At 56.0% G+C, this 15430-nt stretch carries 15 protein-coding genes; 10 read left to right on the top strand and 5 right to left on the bottom strand.

From position 1 onward, the window contains the following. Window positions 1-76: 76 nt before the first annotated feature. From V1599_RS20040 to rlmM, 4 genes are all read left to right on the top strand, one after another. Window positions 77-304 carry a YgdI/YgdR family lipoprotein gene (locus V1599_RS20040; RefSeq protein ID WP_112009738.1) on the top strand — a complete coding sequence of 76 codons (228 nt, stop codon included), beginning with the start codon at window positions 77-79 and terminating at the stop codon, window positions 302-304. 347 nt (window positions 305-651) lie between these two features. Continuing rightward, window positions 652-1569, top strand: coding sequence for a glycine cleavage system transcriptional regulator GcvA (gene gcvA, locus V1599_RS20035; protein ID WP_112009737.1), 918 nt, complete (start codon window positions 652-654; stop codon window positions 1567-1569). 39 nt (window positions 1570-1608) lie between these two features. Further along, entirely contained in the window at window positions 1609-2004 is a 396-nt protein-coding gene (locus tag V1599_RS20030) for a DUF423 domain-containing protein (protein ID WP_112009736.1), read from the top strand. Next, window positions 1997-3097: a 23S rRNA (cytidine(2498)-2'-O)-methyltransferase RlmM gene (gene rlmM / locus V1599_RS20025; RefSeq protein ID WP_297115700.1), complete on the top strand. Its 1101-nt coding sequence runs from the start codon at window positions 1997-1999 to the stop codon at window positions 3095-3097. Before V1599_RS20030 ends, rlmM begins: the two co-directional genes overlap by 8 nt. A 94-nt stretch (window positions 3098-3191) precedes the next feature. On the opposite strand, the gene xni is transcribed toward rlmM, so the two are convergent. From xni to queF, 5 genes are all read right to left on the bottom strand, one after another. Next, on the bottom strand, window positions 3192-3947 hold the full coding sequence (xni, locus tag V1599_RS20020; protein WP_297115697.1) for a flap endonuclease Xni: 756 nt from the start codon (window positions 3945-3947) through the stop codon (window positions 3192-3194). 112 nt (window positions 3948-4059) lie between these two features. Beyond that, window positions 4060-5427 (bottom strand): L-serine ammonia-lyase II, encoded by a 1368-nt coding sequence (gene sdaB, locus V1599_RS20015; RefSeq protein ID WP_112009733.1) that lies wholly within the window; start codon window positions 5425-5427, stop codon window positions 4060-4062. 63 nt (window positions 5428-5490) lie between these two features. Beyond that, window positions 5491-6780, bottom strand: coding sequence for an HAAAP family serine/threonine permease (locus V1599_RS20010; protein WP_112009732.1), 1290 nt, complete (start codon window positions 6778-6780; stop codon window positions 5491-5493). Window positions 6781-7292: 512 nt separating this feature from the next. Then, window positions 7293-8657 (bottom strand): nucleotide 5'-monophosphate nucleosidase PpnN, encoded by a 1365-nt coding sequence (gene ppnN, locus V1599_RS20005; RefSeq protein WP_100166313.1) that lies wholly within the window; start codon window positions 8655-8657, stop codon window positions 7293-7295. A gap of 116 nt (window positions 8658-8773) precedes the next feature. Further along, complete coding sequence (queF, locus tag V1599_RS20000) at window positions 8774-9616, bottom strand: NADPH-dependent 7-cyano-7-deazaguanine reductase QueF (RefSeq protein WP_395300726.1); 843 nt, start codon at window positions 9614-9616, stop codon at window positions 8774-8776. A gap of 69 nt (window positions 9617-9685) precedes the next feature. On the opposite strand from queF, the gene syd reads away from it, so the two are divergent. The 6 genes from syd (at window position 9686) to V1599_RS19970 (ending at window position 15424) form a co-directional block, all read left to right on the top strand. Continuing rightward, window positions 9686-10231 (top strand): SecY-interacting protein, encoded by a 546-nt coding sequence (syd, locus tag V1599_RS19995; RefSeq protein WP_112009730.1) that lies wholly within the window; start codon window positions 9686-9688, stop codon window positions 10229-10231. Between the two features lie 629 nt (window positions 10232-10860). Continuing rightward, window positions 10861-11190: a YqcC family protein gene (locus V1599_RS19990; protein WP_112009729.1), complete on the top strand. Its 330-nt coding sequence runs from the start codon at window positions 10861-10863 to the stop codon at window positions 11188-11190. After that, window positions 11187-11963 (top strand): tRNA pseudouridine(65) synthase TruC, encoded by a 777-nt coding sequence (gene truC, locus V1599_RS19985; RefSeq protein ID WP_112009728.1) that lies wholly within the window; start codon window positions 11187-11189, stop codon window positions 11961-11963. The genes V1599_RS19990 and truC overlap by 4 nt, the downstream gene beginning before the upstream one ends. Window positions 11964-11987: 24 nt before the next feature. Then, window positions 11988-12437, top strand: a complete 450-nt coding sequence (locus V1599_RS19980; RefSeq protein ID WP_112009727.1) for a flavodoxin — start codon at window positions 11988-11990, stop codon at window positions 12435-12437. A 291-nt stretch (window positions 12438-12728) separates the two neighbouring features. Continuing rightward, on the top strand, window positions 12729-14084 hold the full coding sequence (gudP, locus tag V1599_RS19975; RefSeq protein ID WP_395300725.1) for a galactarate/glucarate/glycerate transporter GudP: 1356 nt from the start codon (window positions 12729-12731) through the stop codon (window positions 14082-14084). Next, window positions 14084-15424 carry an enolase C-terminal domain-like protein gene (locus tag V1599_RS19970; protein ID WP_395301598.1) on the top strand — a complete coding sequence of 447 codons (1341 nt, stop codon included), beginning with the start codon at window positions 14084-14086 and terminating at the stop codon, window positions 15422-15424. Before gudP ends, V1599_RS19970 begins: the two co-directional genes overlap by 1 nt. Window positions 15425-15430 lie beyond the last annotated feature (6 nt).

Genomic DNA, 15430 nt, shown 5'->3' with positions numbered 1-15430 from the left:
AAATAGTGTTAGGTGAATGTTTAAGCCTGTTTTAAAACGATGTTTGAATAGCATTTATTGCTAAAGGAGAATAAGCATGAAAAAGACAGCCGCAGTTATTTCCGCCTGTGTATTTACCTTTGCCCTGAGCGCCTGCTCCGGTAATAACTACGTTATGCACACGAACGATGGCCGTTCTATCGTATCTGAAGGGAAACCGACAACCGATAACGATACCGGGATGATTTCCTACAAAGATGCGAACGGCAACAAGCAGCAAATCAATCGCAGTGATGTGAAAGAAATGAAAGAAATCGAGCATTAACAGCGAGATAAGCAAAAAAAAGCACCGCAAATTGGCGGTGCTACATTAATCACTATGGACAGACAGGGTAAATGTACAGGAAGTGAAAAATTGGTAGCGTTGCTACCGTGGTCTGAATCGCAGACCAATTGCAAACACAACAACACAACATCACAACCGTAAGCCAAAAGCCCTTCAGAACACGCATTCCAAAAAACTTTTCGTTCCGGCTCAGGAAGTGCCGCCACTATAGGTATTTGCTGGTAGTTCCTCAACGGACAAATTATAATGGCTCAGATAAAAAAAACTAATAGGTTAAACGTTGTTTCCTATATGTTAAATCTCGTTAACATCTAAGCCAGATAACCATGTCCAAGCGATTGCCACCTCTTAATGCATTACGTGTATTTGATGCAGCAGCACGTCACCTTAGCTTCACCCGCGCAGCCGATGAGCTTTTTGTGACGCAGGCCGCAGTAAGCCACCAAATCAAGTCTCTTGAGGATTTTCTGGGCCTTAAGCTGTTCCGCCGCCGCAACCGTTCTCTGCTTTTGACTGAAGAAGGTCAGAGCTATTTTCAGGATATCAAAGAGATTTTTTCCCAGCTCACCGAGGCAACCCGAAAGCTTCAGGCGCGAAGTGCAAAAGGGGCGCTTACCGTCAGTTTATTGCCCAGTTTTGCCATCCATTGGCTGGTGCCGAGGCTCTCAAGCTTTAACTCAGCTTATCCGGGAATCGATGTTCGTATTCAGGCGGTGGACCGCCAGGAGGACAAGCTGGCGGATGACGTGGACGTTGCCATTTTCTATGGTCGCGGCAACTGGCCGGGCCTGCGCGTTGAAAAATTGTACGCAGAATATCTGCTGCCGGTCTGTTCGCCGCTGCTGCTCACGGGCGAAAAGGCGCTGAAAGCACCCGCAGATTTGGCGCAACATACGCTTTTACACGATGCTTCTCGCCGCGACTGGCAAACTTATACGCGTCAATTAGGTCTTAATCATATAAACGTGCAGCAGGGCCCCATTTTTAGCCACAGTGCGATGGTGTTACAGGCTGCCATTCACGGGCAGGGCGTGGCGTTGGCGAACAACGTCATGGCCCAGTCCGAGATTGAGGCAGGCCGTCTGGTTTGTCCCTTTAATGATGTTTTGGTCAGCAAGAACGCATTTTATCTGGTTTGTCATGACAGTCAGGCAGAACTGGGTAAAATAGCCGCCTTCCGGCAGTGGATACTGTCCAAAGCGGCGAACGAGCAAGAAAAATTCCGCTTCAGGTATGAACAATAACTTTTGTGTGCTGAGCACGCATCACTTTAGGATTGAACCATGACCAGCCGATTCATGCTGATTTTTGCCGCGGTGAGTGGCTTTATTTTTGTGGCACTGGGCGCCTTTGGGGCACATGTGTTAAGCAAATCTCTAGGGGTAGTGGAAATGGGCTGGCTTCAGACCGGCCTTGAATATCAGGCGTTCCATACCCTCGCTATCTTTGGTCTGGCGGTGGCGATGCAGCGCCGCATCAGCATTTGGTTTTACTGGAGTAGCGTTTTCCTGGCGCTGGGGACCGTGCTGTTTAGCGGCAGCCTCTACTGCCTGGCGCTGTCGCATCTGCGCCTGTGGGCGTTTGTTACCCCGGTCGGAGGCGTCAGCTTCCTGGTGGGGTGGGTATTAATGTTTATCGGAGCTATCCGTCTGAAACGCAAGGGCGTTGTTCATGAATAAGGTTGTTTTATATTGTCGCCCGGGGTTTGAGAAAGAGTGCGCCGCGGAAATTACGGATAAAGCGGCGAAGCGCGAAGTCTTCGGTTTTGCGCGCGTGAAAGAGAACGCGGGCTACGTGGTGTTTGAATGCTACCAGCCCGACGATGCTGAAAAGCTGGTGCGTGAGCTGCCGTTTAGTTCGCTTATTTTTGCGCGCCAGATGTTTGTTGCCGGTGAGCTGCTGAAAGATCTTCCTCCTGAAGATCGCGTTTCGCCCATTGTCGGTATGCTGCAAGGCGTTGTTGAGAAGGGCGGCGAACTGCGCGTTGAGGTAGCTGACACCAACGAAAGCAAAGAGCTGATGAAGTTCTGCCGTAAGTTCACCGTGCCGCTGCGCGCCGCGCTGCGCGATGCGGGCGTGTTGACGAACTACGAGACGCCAAAACGTCCGGTGGTACATATCTTCTTTATCGCGCCTGGCTGCTGCTACGCCGGCTACTCGTACACCACCAACAACTCGCCGTTCTTTATGGGGATCCCGCGCCTGCGCTTCCCGGCGGATGCGCCGAGCCGTTCAACGCTGAAGCTGGAAGAGGCGTTCCACGTCTTTATCCCGGCCGACGAGTGGGACGAGCGTCTGGCTAACGGCATGTACGCGGTCGATCTCGGCGCGTGTCCGGGCGGGTGGACCTATCAGCTGGTGAAGCGCAACATGTGGGTCTCTTCCGTAGATAACGGCCCAATGGCGCAGAGCCTGATGGATACCGGGCAGGTGACCTGGCTGCGTGAAGACGGTTTTCGCTATCGTCCAAACCGCAACAACATCTCCTGGATGGTGTGCGATATGGTGGAAAAGCCGGCGAAGGTGGCTGCGCTGATGGCGTCCTGGCTGGTCAACGGCTGGTGCCGCGAAACCATTTTCAACCTCAAGCTGCCGATGAAGAAGCGCTATGAGGAAGTTTCGCAGAACCTGGCCTACATTCAGGCGCAGCTGGACGAGCACGGAATTAATGCGGAGATCCAGGCGCGTCAGCTGTATCACGATCGCGAGGAAGTGACGGTACACATTCGCCGCTGGTGGGCAGCGGTGGGCGGGCGTCGCGACGAGCGATAATCTAAATTTCCCCTCACCCTAACTCTCTCCCCGGAGGAGAGAGGGGATTGCCCCGTGCAGTTTTTCACCCTCGCCCCTCTGGGGAGAGGGGTCATTACCGTTCTAACCTTAGCTGCTGCAAATTCCCGTCGAGATGCAAATCTGTCTGTAGCGTTGCAATCTCCCGGCAGATAAACGCCATCTCTTTATGCGCTTCCAGCTTTTTACGCCATTTCTCCGGTACGTCATCAAGCCGGGCGTAGATCCCCTCCAGAGTTCCAAAGTCCTTTAGCAGCTGCGAGGCGCTCTTCGGCCCGATGCCTGCTACGCCTGGAACCTTAGAACTGCTGATTCCGGCAAGCCCCCAGTAGTCAGGGAGTTGCTCAGGTGATACGCCAAACTCACTGGCGATAAACGGCGCGTCGAGCCAGCGTTTTTGAAAATAGTCGCGAATACGGATAGTCGGAGAGAGCAGCTGGCAGTAGCCTTTGTCGGTTGAGACGATGGTGGCCTGATGTCCGGCGCTGGCCACTTTGACCGCAAGCGTCGCGGCCAGATCGTCGGCTTCACTGCCGTGTGCACCCCAGCAGGGAACGCCGCGCTGCTCAAAGGCGGCGCGTATTGCGGGCATTTCTGCATGCAGATCGTCCGGCATGGGCGCGCGTCCTGCTTTGTAGTCGGGCAGGCGCTGGTGCCGCCAGCCGGTATTTCGCGCTTCGTCATCAAACACGGCGACCGCATGAGTAGGTTCACTGTGGCGAATAAGCAGCTCCAGCGCGTGCAGACAGGTGTCCTTGCAGGGCGTGCCTTGGACCGCATGAATACGGCGGATCAAATTAAGCGCGTCGACGATAAGCAAATGAACGGCCACAGATAATCTCCCTTCTATCTAATGGGTGAAGGGTAACACTGTCAGCAGCCTGAAACTATGTGCGGTGGGAAAAACGGGAAGAAGCCTCGCAAAACGAGGCTTCCTGAGAGGCTTAATCGCAGGTGACGATCTTCATCGCCAGGCCGCCGCGAGAGGTTTCGCGGTATTTGGCGTTCATGTCTTTACCGGTTTCGTACATGGTTTCGATCACTTTATCGAGGCACACGCGCGGCTCGCTGGTACGGCGCAGCGCCATACGCGCGGCGTTAACCGCTTTGACGGAGGCAATCGCGTTACGCTCGATGCACGGCACCTGTACCTGGCCTGCAACCGGATCGCACGTTAAGCCGAGATTGTGCTCCATGCCGATTTCCGCCGCGATGCACACCTGCGTTGGGCTTGCGCCCAGCAGCTCTGCCAGGCCTGCTGCAGCCATTGAGCAGGCTACGCCGACTTCGCCCTGACAGCCCACTTCCGCACCGGAAATGGAGGCGTTCATCTTGTACAGCGAGCCGATCGCGCTCGCCACGAGCAGATAGCGCGCCAGCGAGTTAGCGTTCACTTCACGAATAAACTTGTCGTAGTACGCCAGCACCGCCGGAACGATACCGCACGCGCCGTTGGTTGGCGCCGTCACCACGCGCCCGCCCGCGGCGTTCTCTTCGTTAACCGCCAGCGCGAACATGTTGATCCAGTCCACGACCGCCATCGGGTCGGTGGTGGTTTTGTCGGTGCTGACCAGCATACGGCGCAGCGCGGCCGCACGGCGCGGAACGCGAAGCTTGCCGGGCAAGACGCCTTCGGTAGTTATGCCGCGCTCGATGCCGCCGCGCATCACGTCCCAGACGTTCGCGAAGTGCTGTTCCAGCTCTTCTTTGCTGTGCAGCGCCAGCTCGTTTTTCATCATCAGCCCGGAAAGGGAGAGGCCCGTCTCCTGGCAGTGGCGCTGTAAATCTGCCGCGTTTTTATAAGGATAAGGCACCTGCACCGGCGAGCTGTTGGTTTGCCCGAAGTGCTCTTCATCGACGATAAAACCGCCGCCGATGGAATAATACGTTTGGCTGTAAATCGCCTTGTCGCCTGCCAGCGCGGTGATACGCATGCCGTTTTCGTGCAGCGACAGGTTGTCGGCATGGAAATTCATGCAGCGATCGACCGGGAATTCGACTTCGTGCTCGCCGTTCGCCAGCAGCAGGCGGCCGTGCGTGTTCACGTCCTGGATAAAGCCAGGGATCGCATCAATATCAACGGTGTCCGGCAGGTTGCCCGCCAGGCCCATGATAATGGCGATATCGGTGTGGTGACCTTTACCGGTCAGGGAAAGGGACCCGTATACATCGACAACCACGCGGGTCACGTCGTGCAAAATGCCGCGCGCAATCAGGTCGTCCGTGAATTGTTTACCAGCCTTCATTGGTCCGACGGTGTGAGAGCTGGAAGGACCAATACCGATTTTGAAGATATCGAATACGCTAATCATGATGCGTCCATTGCTATCAGTCAGAGGAGAGGAGTGCGCCGCCCGAAGGCGGCGCGGGAGGTATTAGCTGAACAGTGAGTAGAAAATGGCGGAGATGGCAATCAGACCCATAACCACAACGAACACGTTGCTGATATGGCCGCTGTATTTACGCATCGCAGGCACTTTCTGAATCGCGTACATCGGCATCAGGAACAGAATCATCGCGATAATCGGGCCGCCCAGGGTTTCAATCATCCCCAGGATGCTTGGGTTCAGGGTCGCTACGGCCCAGGTGGTGAGCAGCATGAACAGCGCAGTGATTTTGTTCAGCTTGTTGATTTCAATGCTCTTGCCTTTACCGCGCAGAGACTTGATCACCATGCCGTTAAAGCCTTCACGCGCGCCCAGGTAGTGGCCCAGGAAGGATTTGGTGATAGCGATAATCGCGATAATTGGCGCCATCCACGCAATAACCGGTGCGTTAAAGTGGTTCGCCAGGTAAGACAGAATGGAGATGTTCTGCTCTTTCGCTGCTGCCAGGTCCGCCGGGGACAGGCTCAGCACGCAGCTGAATACGAAGAACATAACGGTCAGAACCATCATCACGTGCGCACGGGCAAGAATGCTGGAGCATTTTTTCTCAGCGCCCTGGCCGTATTCTTCACGCTTCGCAACCGCGAAGGAGGAGATGATAGGCGAGTGGTTAAAGGAGAACACCATCACAGGGATCGCCAGCCACAGAGTCATCCACAGGCCGTTACCGGTTGCTGACGCGCTGCTTAACGAGAGGGTTTCCAGCGCTGCGCCATTCCAGTTAGGAATCAGGTAGCAGGCCAGCACCATCAGCGCGATAACGAACGGGAATACCAGCACGCTCATCGCTTTAACGATCATCTGCTCGCCGAAGCGAACGATGGTCATCATGCCCACGATCAGGATCAGAGACAGAATGGCGCGCGGTGGCGGCGTCATATGCAGCTGGTGTGCCATGAAGCTTTCAACGGTGTTGGTAATCGCCACGCTGTAAACCAGCAGGATTGGGTAAATCGCGAAGAAGTAGAGCAGGGTGATCAGCTTGCCTGCGCCTACGCCAAAGTGTTCTTCAACCACTTCGGTAATGTCTTCGCCCGGATTTTTACCGGACAGCACGAAGCGGGTCAGGCCGCGGTGTGCGAAGAAGGTCATCGGGAAAGCGATGATCGCCATGATGATCAGCGGGATCAGGCCGCCGACGCCTGCGTTGATAGGAAGGAACAGTACACCAGCGCCGATTGCCGTGCCGTACAGGCCAAGCATCCACATGGTATCCGTTTTGCGCCAACCGCTTCGGGAATCAATCGAAGCAACGGTGCTGGTTTGAGTGGTTTCCATCTATATCTCCTGGAGGAAGCAAATTGTCAGGTTTCTAGTCAAATCCGATGAAAAAGTGCCTGACGGTAATATGAAATTCGTTCAGTGACGGTTTTTTAATAATTTTTGCCCGTAACTATTGGCGGGCGGAAAGATACATTCTAGTTATGAATCCTTCAGTGATCGCGATCCCAATTGCAATAATCCACTTTTGATATGGATATATTTAGACCATTTATCTACTAAAAAAACGTCAAAGAGAATTTACGGGCGCGAAGGCTAACATTAACAACATGCAGCCCGAAAGCCTGCGCCGCGAGATAGGAGCCTTTTGCTGTAAAAAAGTGGGTTTTTGGAGTTTTCTGGCGTTAAATTTGGTTTAAGGGCAATTATTTTCGGTTCACCAGGCGAGGTAATCGTTTGCGTTTGGGTGAACTCTGCATTTGATATAAAGCAGGGCTATGAATGGCATCGGTAATAAAAAAGCCGAATAACGATCGCTCGTTATCCGGCGTTATGCGGGAGTTGAAACGTTACTTAATGATTTCGTAGCACGGAATATACGCGGAGCCCGGCAGCTTCATGCGGTGCTGGGCAACGAAGCCCTGCAGCATGTCGTCCATGCGGCGCATCATTTCCGGGTCGCCGTGGATTTTGTAAGGTCCAAACTCCTCAATGGCGCGAATGCCAACCTCTTTCACATTGCCCGCAACGATCCCGGAGAAGGCGCGACGCAGGTCGGCCGCCAGCACTTCAACCGGCTGATCGGGGTAGAGCTTCAGGTTTGCCATATTCTCGTGCGACGGCTCGAATGGGATTTGGAGATCCGGGGCAATGCGGATTGACCAGTTAAAGCTGTACGCATCGCCCGTATCGCGGCGGTTCTCTTTCACCAGCGGCATGGCTTTTTTCATCTGACGCGCCACTTCAGCCGCATCGTCAATAATAATGCGGTAGTGGCGGCGTGCCGCTTCGCCCAGCGTATGGACGATAAATTCATCCAGCACGCGGAAGTAGTCGGCGCTCTCCTTCGGCCCGGTCAGGATCAGCGGCAGTACCTGATCTTTGTTCGCCGGGTTCATCAGGATACCAAGCAGATAAAGCAGCTCTTCCGCCGTCCCCACGCCGCCCGGGAAGATGATGATCCCGTGGGCGATACGGACAAACGCTTCAAGGCGTTTTTCGATATCCGGCATGATGATCAGCTCGTTGACCAGCGGGTTCGGCGGTTCAGCCGCGATGATCGACGGTTCGGTCATGCCGATAAAGCGGCCCTCTTTGTAGCGCTGCTGCGCGTGGCCCACGGCGGCACCCTTCATCGGCGCCTCCATTGCACCCGGACCGCAGCCGGTACAAATGTTTAGCTCACGCAGGCCGAGCTGCGTGCCCACGCGGCGCGCATAGAGGTATTCCGTCTCGTTAATCGAGTGGCCACCCCAGCACACGACCATATTTGGCGCTTCGCCAACGTGCAGGGCGCGGGCGTTGCGCAGGATGGAGAACACCAGGTTGGTAATGTGAACGGAGCTTTCAAGATCCAGGTGCTGGAAGCGCCCGGCGTTATGAATTTGTCCGTTAACAAACAGGATGTCGCGCAGCACGGCAAACAGGTTGGCCTGCAGCGAACGGATAATGCGCCCGTCAACGAAGGCGTCTTCCGGCGGGTTGATCACCTCAAGCTTCACGCCGCGCTCGCGGCGCAGCACGTTGATATCAAAGCTTTCGAAGCGTGACAGCAGCTCTTTGCTGTTGTCGGTCAGGCTTCCGGAGTTCAGGACGGCAAGTGAACAGTTACGAAACAGTTGATAGAGATCGCTGCTGGCCGTGCGTTTAAGCATGTCCACTTCCAGCTGCGATAACATATCCATTGAGCCCAGCGGGCTAATATGTGTAATCAAGTGAGCTCCTTACGGGACGAAAATCGTCTTTCCCTGTTGATTACAATAGCCCTGGCTTATGACGTTTCACAACTCTAAGCGCGGAATAGACCGCGCATATTGTGAAAATATTTATATTACTGGCGCACCAGGCGGCCCGTTGCGGGCACAAAGTCGGTGTTGGTCCGCCACGGGTTGATGTCTAAACCCCCGCGGCGGGTATAGCGCGCGTACACGCTCAGCTTTTCCGGCCGGCAGAAACGCAGGAGGTCGTTGAAGATGCGCTCCACGCACTGCTCGTGAAATTCGTTATGGTGGCGGAATGACACCAGATAGCGCAGCAGCTTTTCGCGATCGATCTGCGGGCCGCGGTACTGGATCTGCACTGAGCCCCAGTCGGGCTGATGGGTGATCAGGCAGTTGGACTTCAGCAGGTGGCTGACCAGCGTCTCTTCCACCACCTTGCCGCCTGCCGCGTTTTCAAGGTAATCGGTGCTGAACTCATAGCTGTCCACCTCAATGTCCAGATCGTCGATGCAGGTCCCGCTGAAGTGGGCGATCGGCTGTCCTTCCAGCTCGTGCAGGCGATACAGTGACACGGAGACGTCACCCTGCGCGCACGCACGTAGATCCCGCTCAAGCGTGCGCTGAACGTCTTCCCAGCTGCTGAATTTCGTCTGGTTAAAGCTGTTGAGATAAAGCTTGAAGCTTTTCGACTCCACCAGGTTGATGCTGGCATGATCCAGCTCTACGTGGCCGACGGCGACCTGCGGCAGGCCGCGCGCGTTAAGCCAGGAGAGCTCGTACAGGGTCCAAATATCACCGCCGACAAACGGCAGCGAGTCGGCGCGCAGGCCGAGCGGATCGCGGTTAAGACTGCGCGGAACGCCCTGAAGCAGCGACGCATCATAGGTGTCGCGGTAATCGGTCGATTTGCCCAGCGTTAAGCCCGTTAACGCCTGATGATTTTCGTAAGACATGTTTCGTTGCCACTTTACAGGTACACTTATGGGCTGAGTTTATCCTGTCTTACACGAAGAGAGAAATCGGTGGATATCGAAACTGCTAATGCCCTGACGAACTTTACGACCCGCTATTGCGACGCCTGGCATGAAAAACAGGGAACGTGGCCGCAAAGCGCTGAATTATATGGCGTGCCTTCGCCGTGCATTATCTCTACGCTTGAAGACAGCGTTATCTGGCAGCCGAAACCTTTTACGGACGAACAAAATGTAAATGCGGTTGAACGCGCAATGGACCTTGTGGTACAACCCGCGGTTCACGCGTTTTATACCACCCAGTTTGCCGGTGATATGACCGCGCGCTTTGCTGATGTGGAAATAACCCTGCTGCAAACCTGGAGTGAGGACGATCTCCAGCGCGTACAGGAGAACCTGATTGGTCACCTGGTTACGCAAAAACGCCTTAAGCTTTCTCCGACGCTCTTTATTGCCACGCTCGACAGCGAGCTGGACGTCATTTCAGTCTGCAATCTGTCAGGCGAAGTGATTAAAGAGACCATCGGTACCCGCAATCGCGACGTGCTCGCGCCTTCTCTTGCGGATTTCCTTACCAGAATTGAGCCGCTTCTGTAATCCAGGATGCTATCGAACGTGTGAGAGATCTCTTACAAGGTTTGTAGGAGATCGGCGTTACTTTCAGTATTGCCTTAATTTTTTTAATATATCATTCATTGTTAAATCAATTGATTAGGGTGTTGTTGCGACCCTGGATAGCGTTTCTTAAGACTTACACTACGAATAAGGTGGGTTGTAAGACGAAGCGGAATAGAGGATTCTATCTCCGTCGACAGGACGCCGACACGAAGAACGAACATCAGGATGATGACGTTTTTCACACAGGACACGTCAGGATGGCGCTGCAGGAAGGCTTCAGGATGAAGCAAAGAGGATAACGCAGGACGCGTAAGGGACACCTCCAGGAAGGAGAATGAGAGCCGGTCAGGATGGTCGGTGGGTCAGGAAGGCCAGGACGTTTCAGGATGAAACAATCACGTCAGGACGATGTGAGCAGGATGCAACGGTTAACGGATGAACACGCCCCTGGGCGCAGGAAAAGTTGTCACGGATGAGCAGGGAGCACAAATTGTAGCTGGAATGCTGCGGAACGAACCGGGAGCACTGTTTTTACAGTGCTCCCTTTTTTATTTCTGCTTCCTGCAATGCTATGCTGCGCGCCGTTCAGATTTTCAGTTGAGGTTACCATGACGCATCACGAGAGCGTTCGTGCGCAGTTGCACGCCATCGAAGCCCTTCTTCGCCATCACCAGCTGTGGCAGGAGACCGCGCCGCAGCCTGAAGCCTTCGCCAGCACCCAGCCGTTTTGCCTCGATACCCTGGCACCCTTTGAGTGGCTGCAGTGGGTGTTGATTCCGCGCATGCACGCGCTGCTTGAAGGCGGCCACCCGCTGCCGCAGGCGTTTGCCGTTTCCCCCTATTATGAAATGGCGCTGGAGCAAACCCATCCCGCCCGCGAGGCTGTGCTCGCCGAGCTGGCTCGCCTGGACGCGCTTTTTGCCGGTGCTGATGCATGACGATTGAAATCCTCTATCAGGACGAGTGGCTGGTGGCGGTGAATAAGCCATCGGGATGGCTGGTACACCGCAGCTGGCTCGATCGTGACGAGAAGGTCGTGGTAATGCAGACCGTGCGCGACCAGATTGGTCAGCACGTTTTTACCGCCCATCGTCTCGACAGGCCAACCTCTGGCGTCCTGCTGATGGGGCTTTCAAGCGAGGCGGGGCGCCTGCTGTCACAGCAGTTTGAACTGCACCAGATCCAAAAGCGCTATCACGCGATCGCGCGCGGCTGGCTGACCGGGTCGGACCGGCTTGACTACCCGCTCGTGGAAGAGCTGGACAAGATTGCCGATAAGTTTGCCCGCGATGATAAAGGCCCGCAGCCTGCGGTTACCGACTATCGCGGGATGGCCACTGCGGAAATGCCGGTGGCGACCAGTAAATTTCCCACCACGCGCTACAGCCTGGTTGAGCTTCTGCCCAAAACCGGGCGCAAGCACCAGCTTCGCCGCCACCTTGCGCACCTTCGCCACCCGATTATCGGCGACAGCAAGCACGGAGATTTGCGCCAGAACCGCAGCGCGGCAGAGCACTTTGGCTGCAACCGTTTGATGCTCCACGCCAGCGAACTCAGCCTGACCCACCCGTTTACCGGCAGGCCGCTGACCCTTCGCGCAGGGCTGGACGACGTGTGGATGCAGGCGCTGTCACAGTTTGGCTGGCTGGGACAACTCCCCGAAAATGAAAGGGTTGAGTTTGCGGCGGGCAGCGTTCAGGATGAACAATAACTGTGAAAATTAACGGAGCAAAGCATGGCTGAAGTGGGTATTTTTGTCGGCACAATGTACGGTAACTCGCTGCTGGTGGCGGAAGAAGCCGAAGCGATCCTTGCAAATCAGGGCCATAAGGCTACGGTCTACGAAGACCCGGAACTGGCCGACTGGGAAAAGTATAAAGACAAATACATCCTGGTCGTGACGTCGACAACGGGGCAGGGCGATCTGCCGGACAGCATTGTTCCCCTGTTCCAGGGCATTAAAGACCAGCTGGGCTACCAGCCCGACGTGCGTTACGGGATCATTGCGCTCGGCGACAGCTCCTATGCTAACTTCTGCGGAGGCGGCAAGCAGTTCGACGCGCTCCTCCAGGAGCAGAGCGCCCAGCGCGTGGGTGAAATGCTGCTGATCGACGCCGGTGAACATCCGGAACCCGAAAGCGAATCCAATCCGTGGGTTGAGCACTGGGCGACGCTCCTCAAGTAACATCATGCCCGCGCTTCGCCTGCGCGGGCCTGCATCACCCCCGCCAAACGCCAATTCCGTGAACCATCTTCCACCGCTTTGGGCTTATGCCCCAAACAACGTTCCACACTCTCTTCAATGTTGTGTTCCTGCACGGTGAGGGACTTACCCCCCCTTACTTATACTTTTCCCGTCACTATAAAACGGCACGTAGCCGTACCAAAACTGCCAACCACTAACCTCTCATTCTGATTACCCTACAGGTGCGTTACAGAATGAACCAGGCGAAAGCTATGATTCAGGAGTGCATCAATGAGTACATTAAGCCACGCGGCGAGCAGCGCTGAAAAGCGCACCAACGCTCGCTACTGGATTGTGGTGATGCTGTTTATCGTCACGTCCTTTAACTATGGGGACCGCGCAACGCTGTCGATTGCCGGCTCCGAAATGGCAAAAGATATCGGGCTCGATCCGGTCGGTATGGGTTATGTTTTCTCTGCATTTTCATGGGCCTATGTTATCGGCCAAATTCCCGGCGGCTGGCTGCTTGACCGCTTTGGCTCTAAACGCGTTTACTTCTGGTCCATCTTTATCTGGTCGATGTTTACCCTGCTGCAGGGCTTTGTCGACATCTTTAGCGGCTTCGGCATTATCATTGCGCTCTTCACCCTCCGCTTCCTGGTAGGGCTCGCGGAAGCGCCTTCCTTCCCCGGCAATAGCCGAATCGTCGCGGCCTGGTTCCCGGCGCAGGAGAGGGGAACGGCAGTCGCCATTTTTAACTCGGCACAATATTTTGCGACCGTCATCTTCGCGCCGATCATGGGCTGGCTGACGCATGAGGTGGGCTGGTCGCACGTCTTCTTCTTCATGGGCGGGCTGGGGATCGTTATCAGCTTTATCTGGCTCAAGGTGATCCACGAGCCGAATCAGCATCCCGGCGTGAACAAAAAAGAGCTGGAGTACATTGCCGAAGGCGGCGCGCTGATCAATATGGATCTGAAAACCGAGAAGGCCAAAGTGCCGTTTAGCCAGAAATGGGCGCAGATCAAGCAGCTCGTCGGCTCGCGCATGATGATTGGCATCTACCTGGGCCAGTACTGCATCAATGCCTTAACCTACTTTTTCATCACCTGGTTCCCGGTTTACCTGGTGCAGGCGCGCGGTATGTCGATTCTGAAAGCGGGCTTTGTGGCCTCGGTTCCGGCCATCTGCGGTTTCGTCGGCGGCGTGCTGGGCGGCGTAATTTCCGACTGGCTGATGCGCCGAACGGGCTCGCTGAATATCGCGCGCAAAACGCCTATCGTGCTGGGCATGCTGCTCTCCATGACCATGGTGTTCTGCAACTACGTTAACGCAGAGTGGATGATCATCGGCTTTATGGCGATGGCGTTCTTCGGGAAGGGAATTGGCGCGCTGGGCTGGGCGGTGATGGCGGATACCGCGCCGAAGGAGATCAGCGGCCTGAGCGGCGGCCTGTTCAACATGTTCGGCAACATTTCCGGGATCGTGACGCCAATTGCCATCGGCTACATCGTCGGCACGACGGGCTCTTTCAACGGCGCGTTAATCTACGTGGGCATCCACGCGCTGGTGGCCGTACTGAGCTACCTGGTGCTGGTGGGCGACATTAAGCGCGTCGAGCTTAAACCTGTTGCGGAGCGCGAATGATGACAACCCAATCAAGCCCGGTCATAACCGATATGAAGGTCATTCCGGTGGCCGGACAGGACAGCATGCTGCTCAATATCGGCGGCGCGCATAACGCCTGGTTTACCCGCAACATCGTGGTCCTCACCGACAGCGCCGGCCATACCGGCGTCGGCGAGGCGCCCGGCGGAGAGGTCATTTACCAGACGCTGGTGGATGCGATCCCGCAGGTCGTGGGGCAGGAGATTGCCCGTTTAAACAAGGTGGTTCAGCGGGTGCACAAGGGCAATCAGTCCGCGGACTTCGACACCTTCGGCAAAGGCGCCTGGACGTTCGAGCTGCGCGTCAACGCGGTGGCCGCGCTGGAAGCCGCGCTGCTCGATCTGCTGGGCAAAGCGCTCAACGTCCCGGTGTGTGAGCTGCTGGGGCCGGGCAAGCAGCGCGACGCGGTGACCGTGCTGGGCTATCTGTTCTATGTCGGCGATCGTAACAAAACCGATCTGCCGTATCTGGCGAGTTCGCCGGGGCGCCACGAGTGGTATCACCTTCGCCACCAGGAGGCGCTTTCCAGCGAGGGGGTTGTCCGCCTCGCGGAAGCTGCCCAGGATCGCTACGGCTTTAAGGACTTCAAGCTGAAGGGCGGCGTGCTGCCGGGCGAGCAGGAAATTGAAAGCGCCCGCGCGCTGAAAAAACGCTTCCCGGAGGCGCGGATCACCGTCGATCCCAACGGCGCGTGGCTGCTGGATGAGGCCATCGCCCTGTGCAAAGGCCTCGGCGACGTGCTGACCTACGCGGAGGACCCGTGCGGCGCGGAGCAGGGTTTCTCCGGCCGTGAGGTGATGGCGGAATTTCGTCGCGCCACCGGGCTGCCGGTCGCAACCAACATGATCGCCACCAACTGGCGCGAAATGGGCCACGCGGTCATGCTCAACGCGGTGGACATCCCGCTGGCCGATCCACACTTCTGGACGCTTTCCGGCGCGGTCCGCGTGGCGCAGCTTTGCGACGACTGGGGCCTGACCTGGGGCTGCCACTCCAATAACCATTTCGATATCTCGCTGGCGATGTTTACCCACGTAGGCGCGGCGGCGCCGGGTCATCCGACCGCCATCGACACCCACTGGATTTGGCAGGAGGGGGAAGCCCGCCTGACCAAAAATCCGCTGGAGATTAAAAACGGCACCATTGCCGTTCCGGATTCACCGGGGCTGGGCGTAGAGCTTGACTGGGATCAGATCCATCAGGCGCACGAAGCCTATAAAAAACTGCCGGGTGGCGCACGTAACGATGCGGGCCCGATGCAGTACCTTATCCCCGGCTGGACTTTTGACCGCAAGCGCCCTGTTTTTGGACGTCACTGATAAAAG

This window comes from Enterobacter sp. ECC-175, assembly GCF_043968675.1.
GTDB lineage: Bacteria > Pseudomonadota > Gammaproteobacteria > Enterobacterales > Enterobacteriaceae > Enterobacter.
The sequence above is the reverse complement of the archived record's forward strand: the minus strand, read 5'-3'. Positions and strand labels throughout refer to the sequence as shown.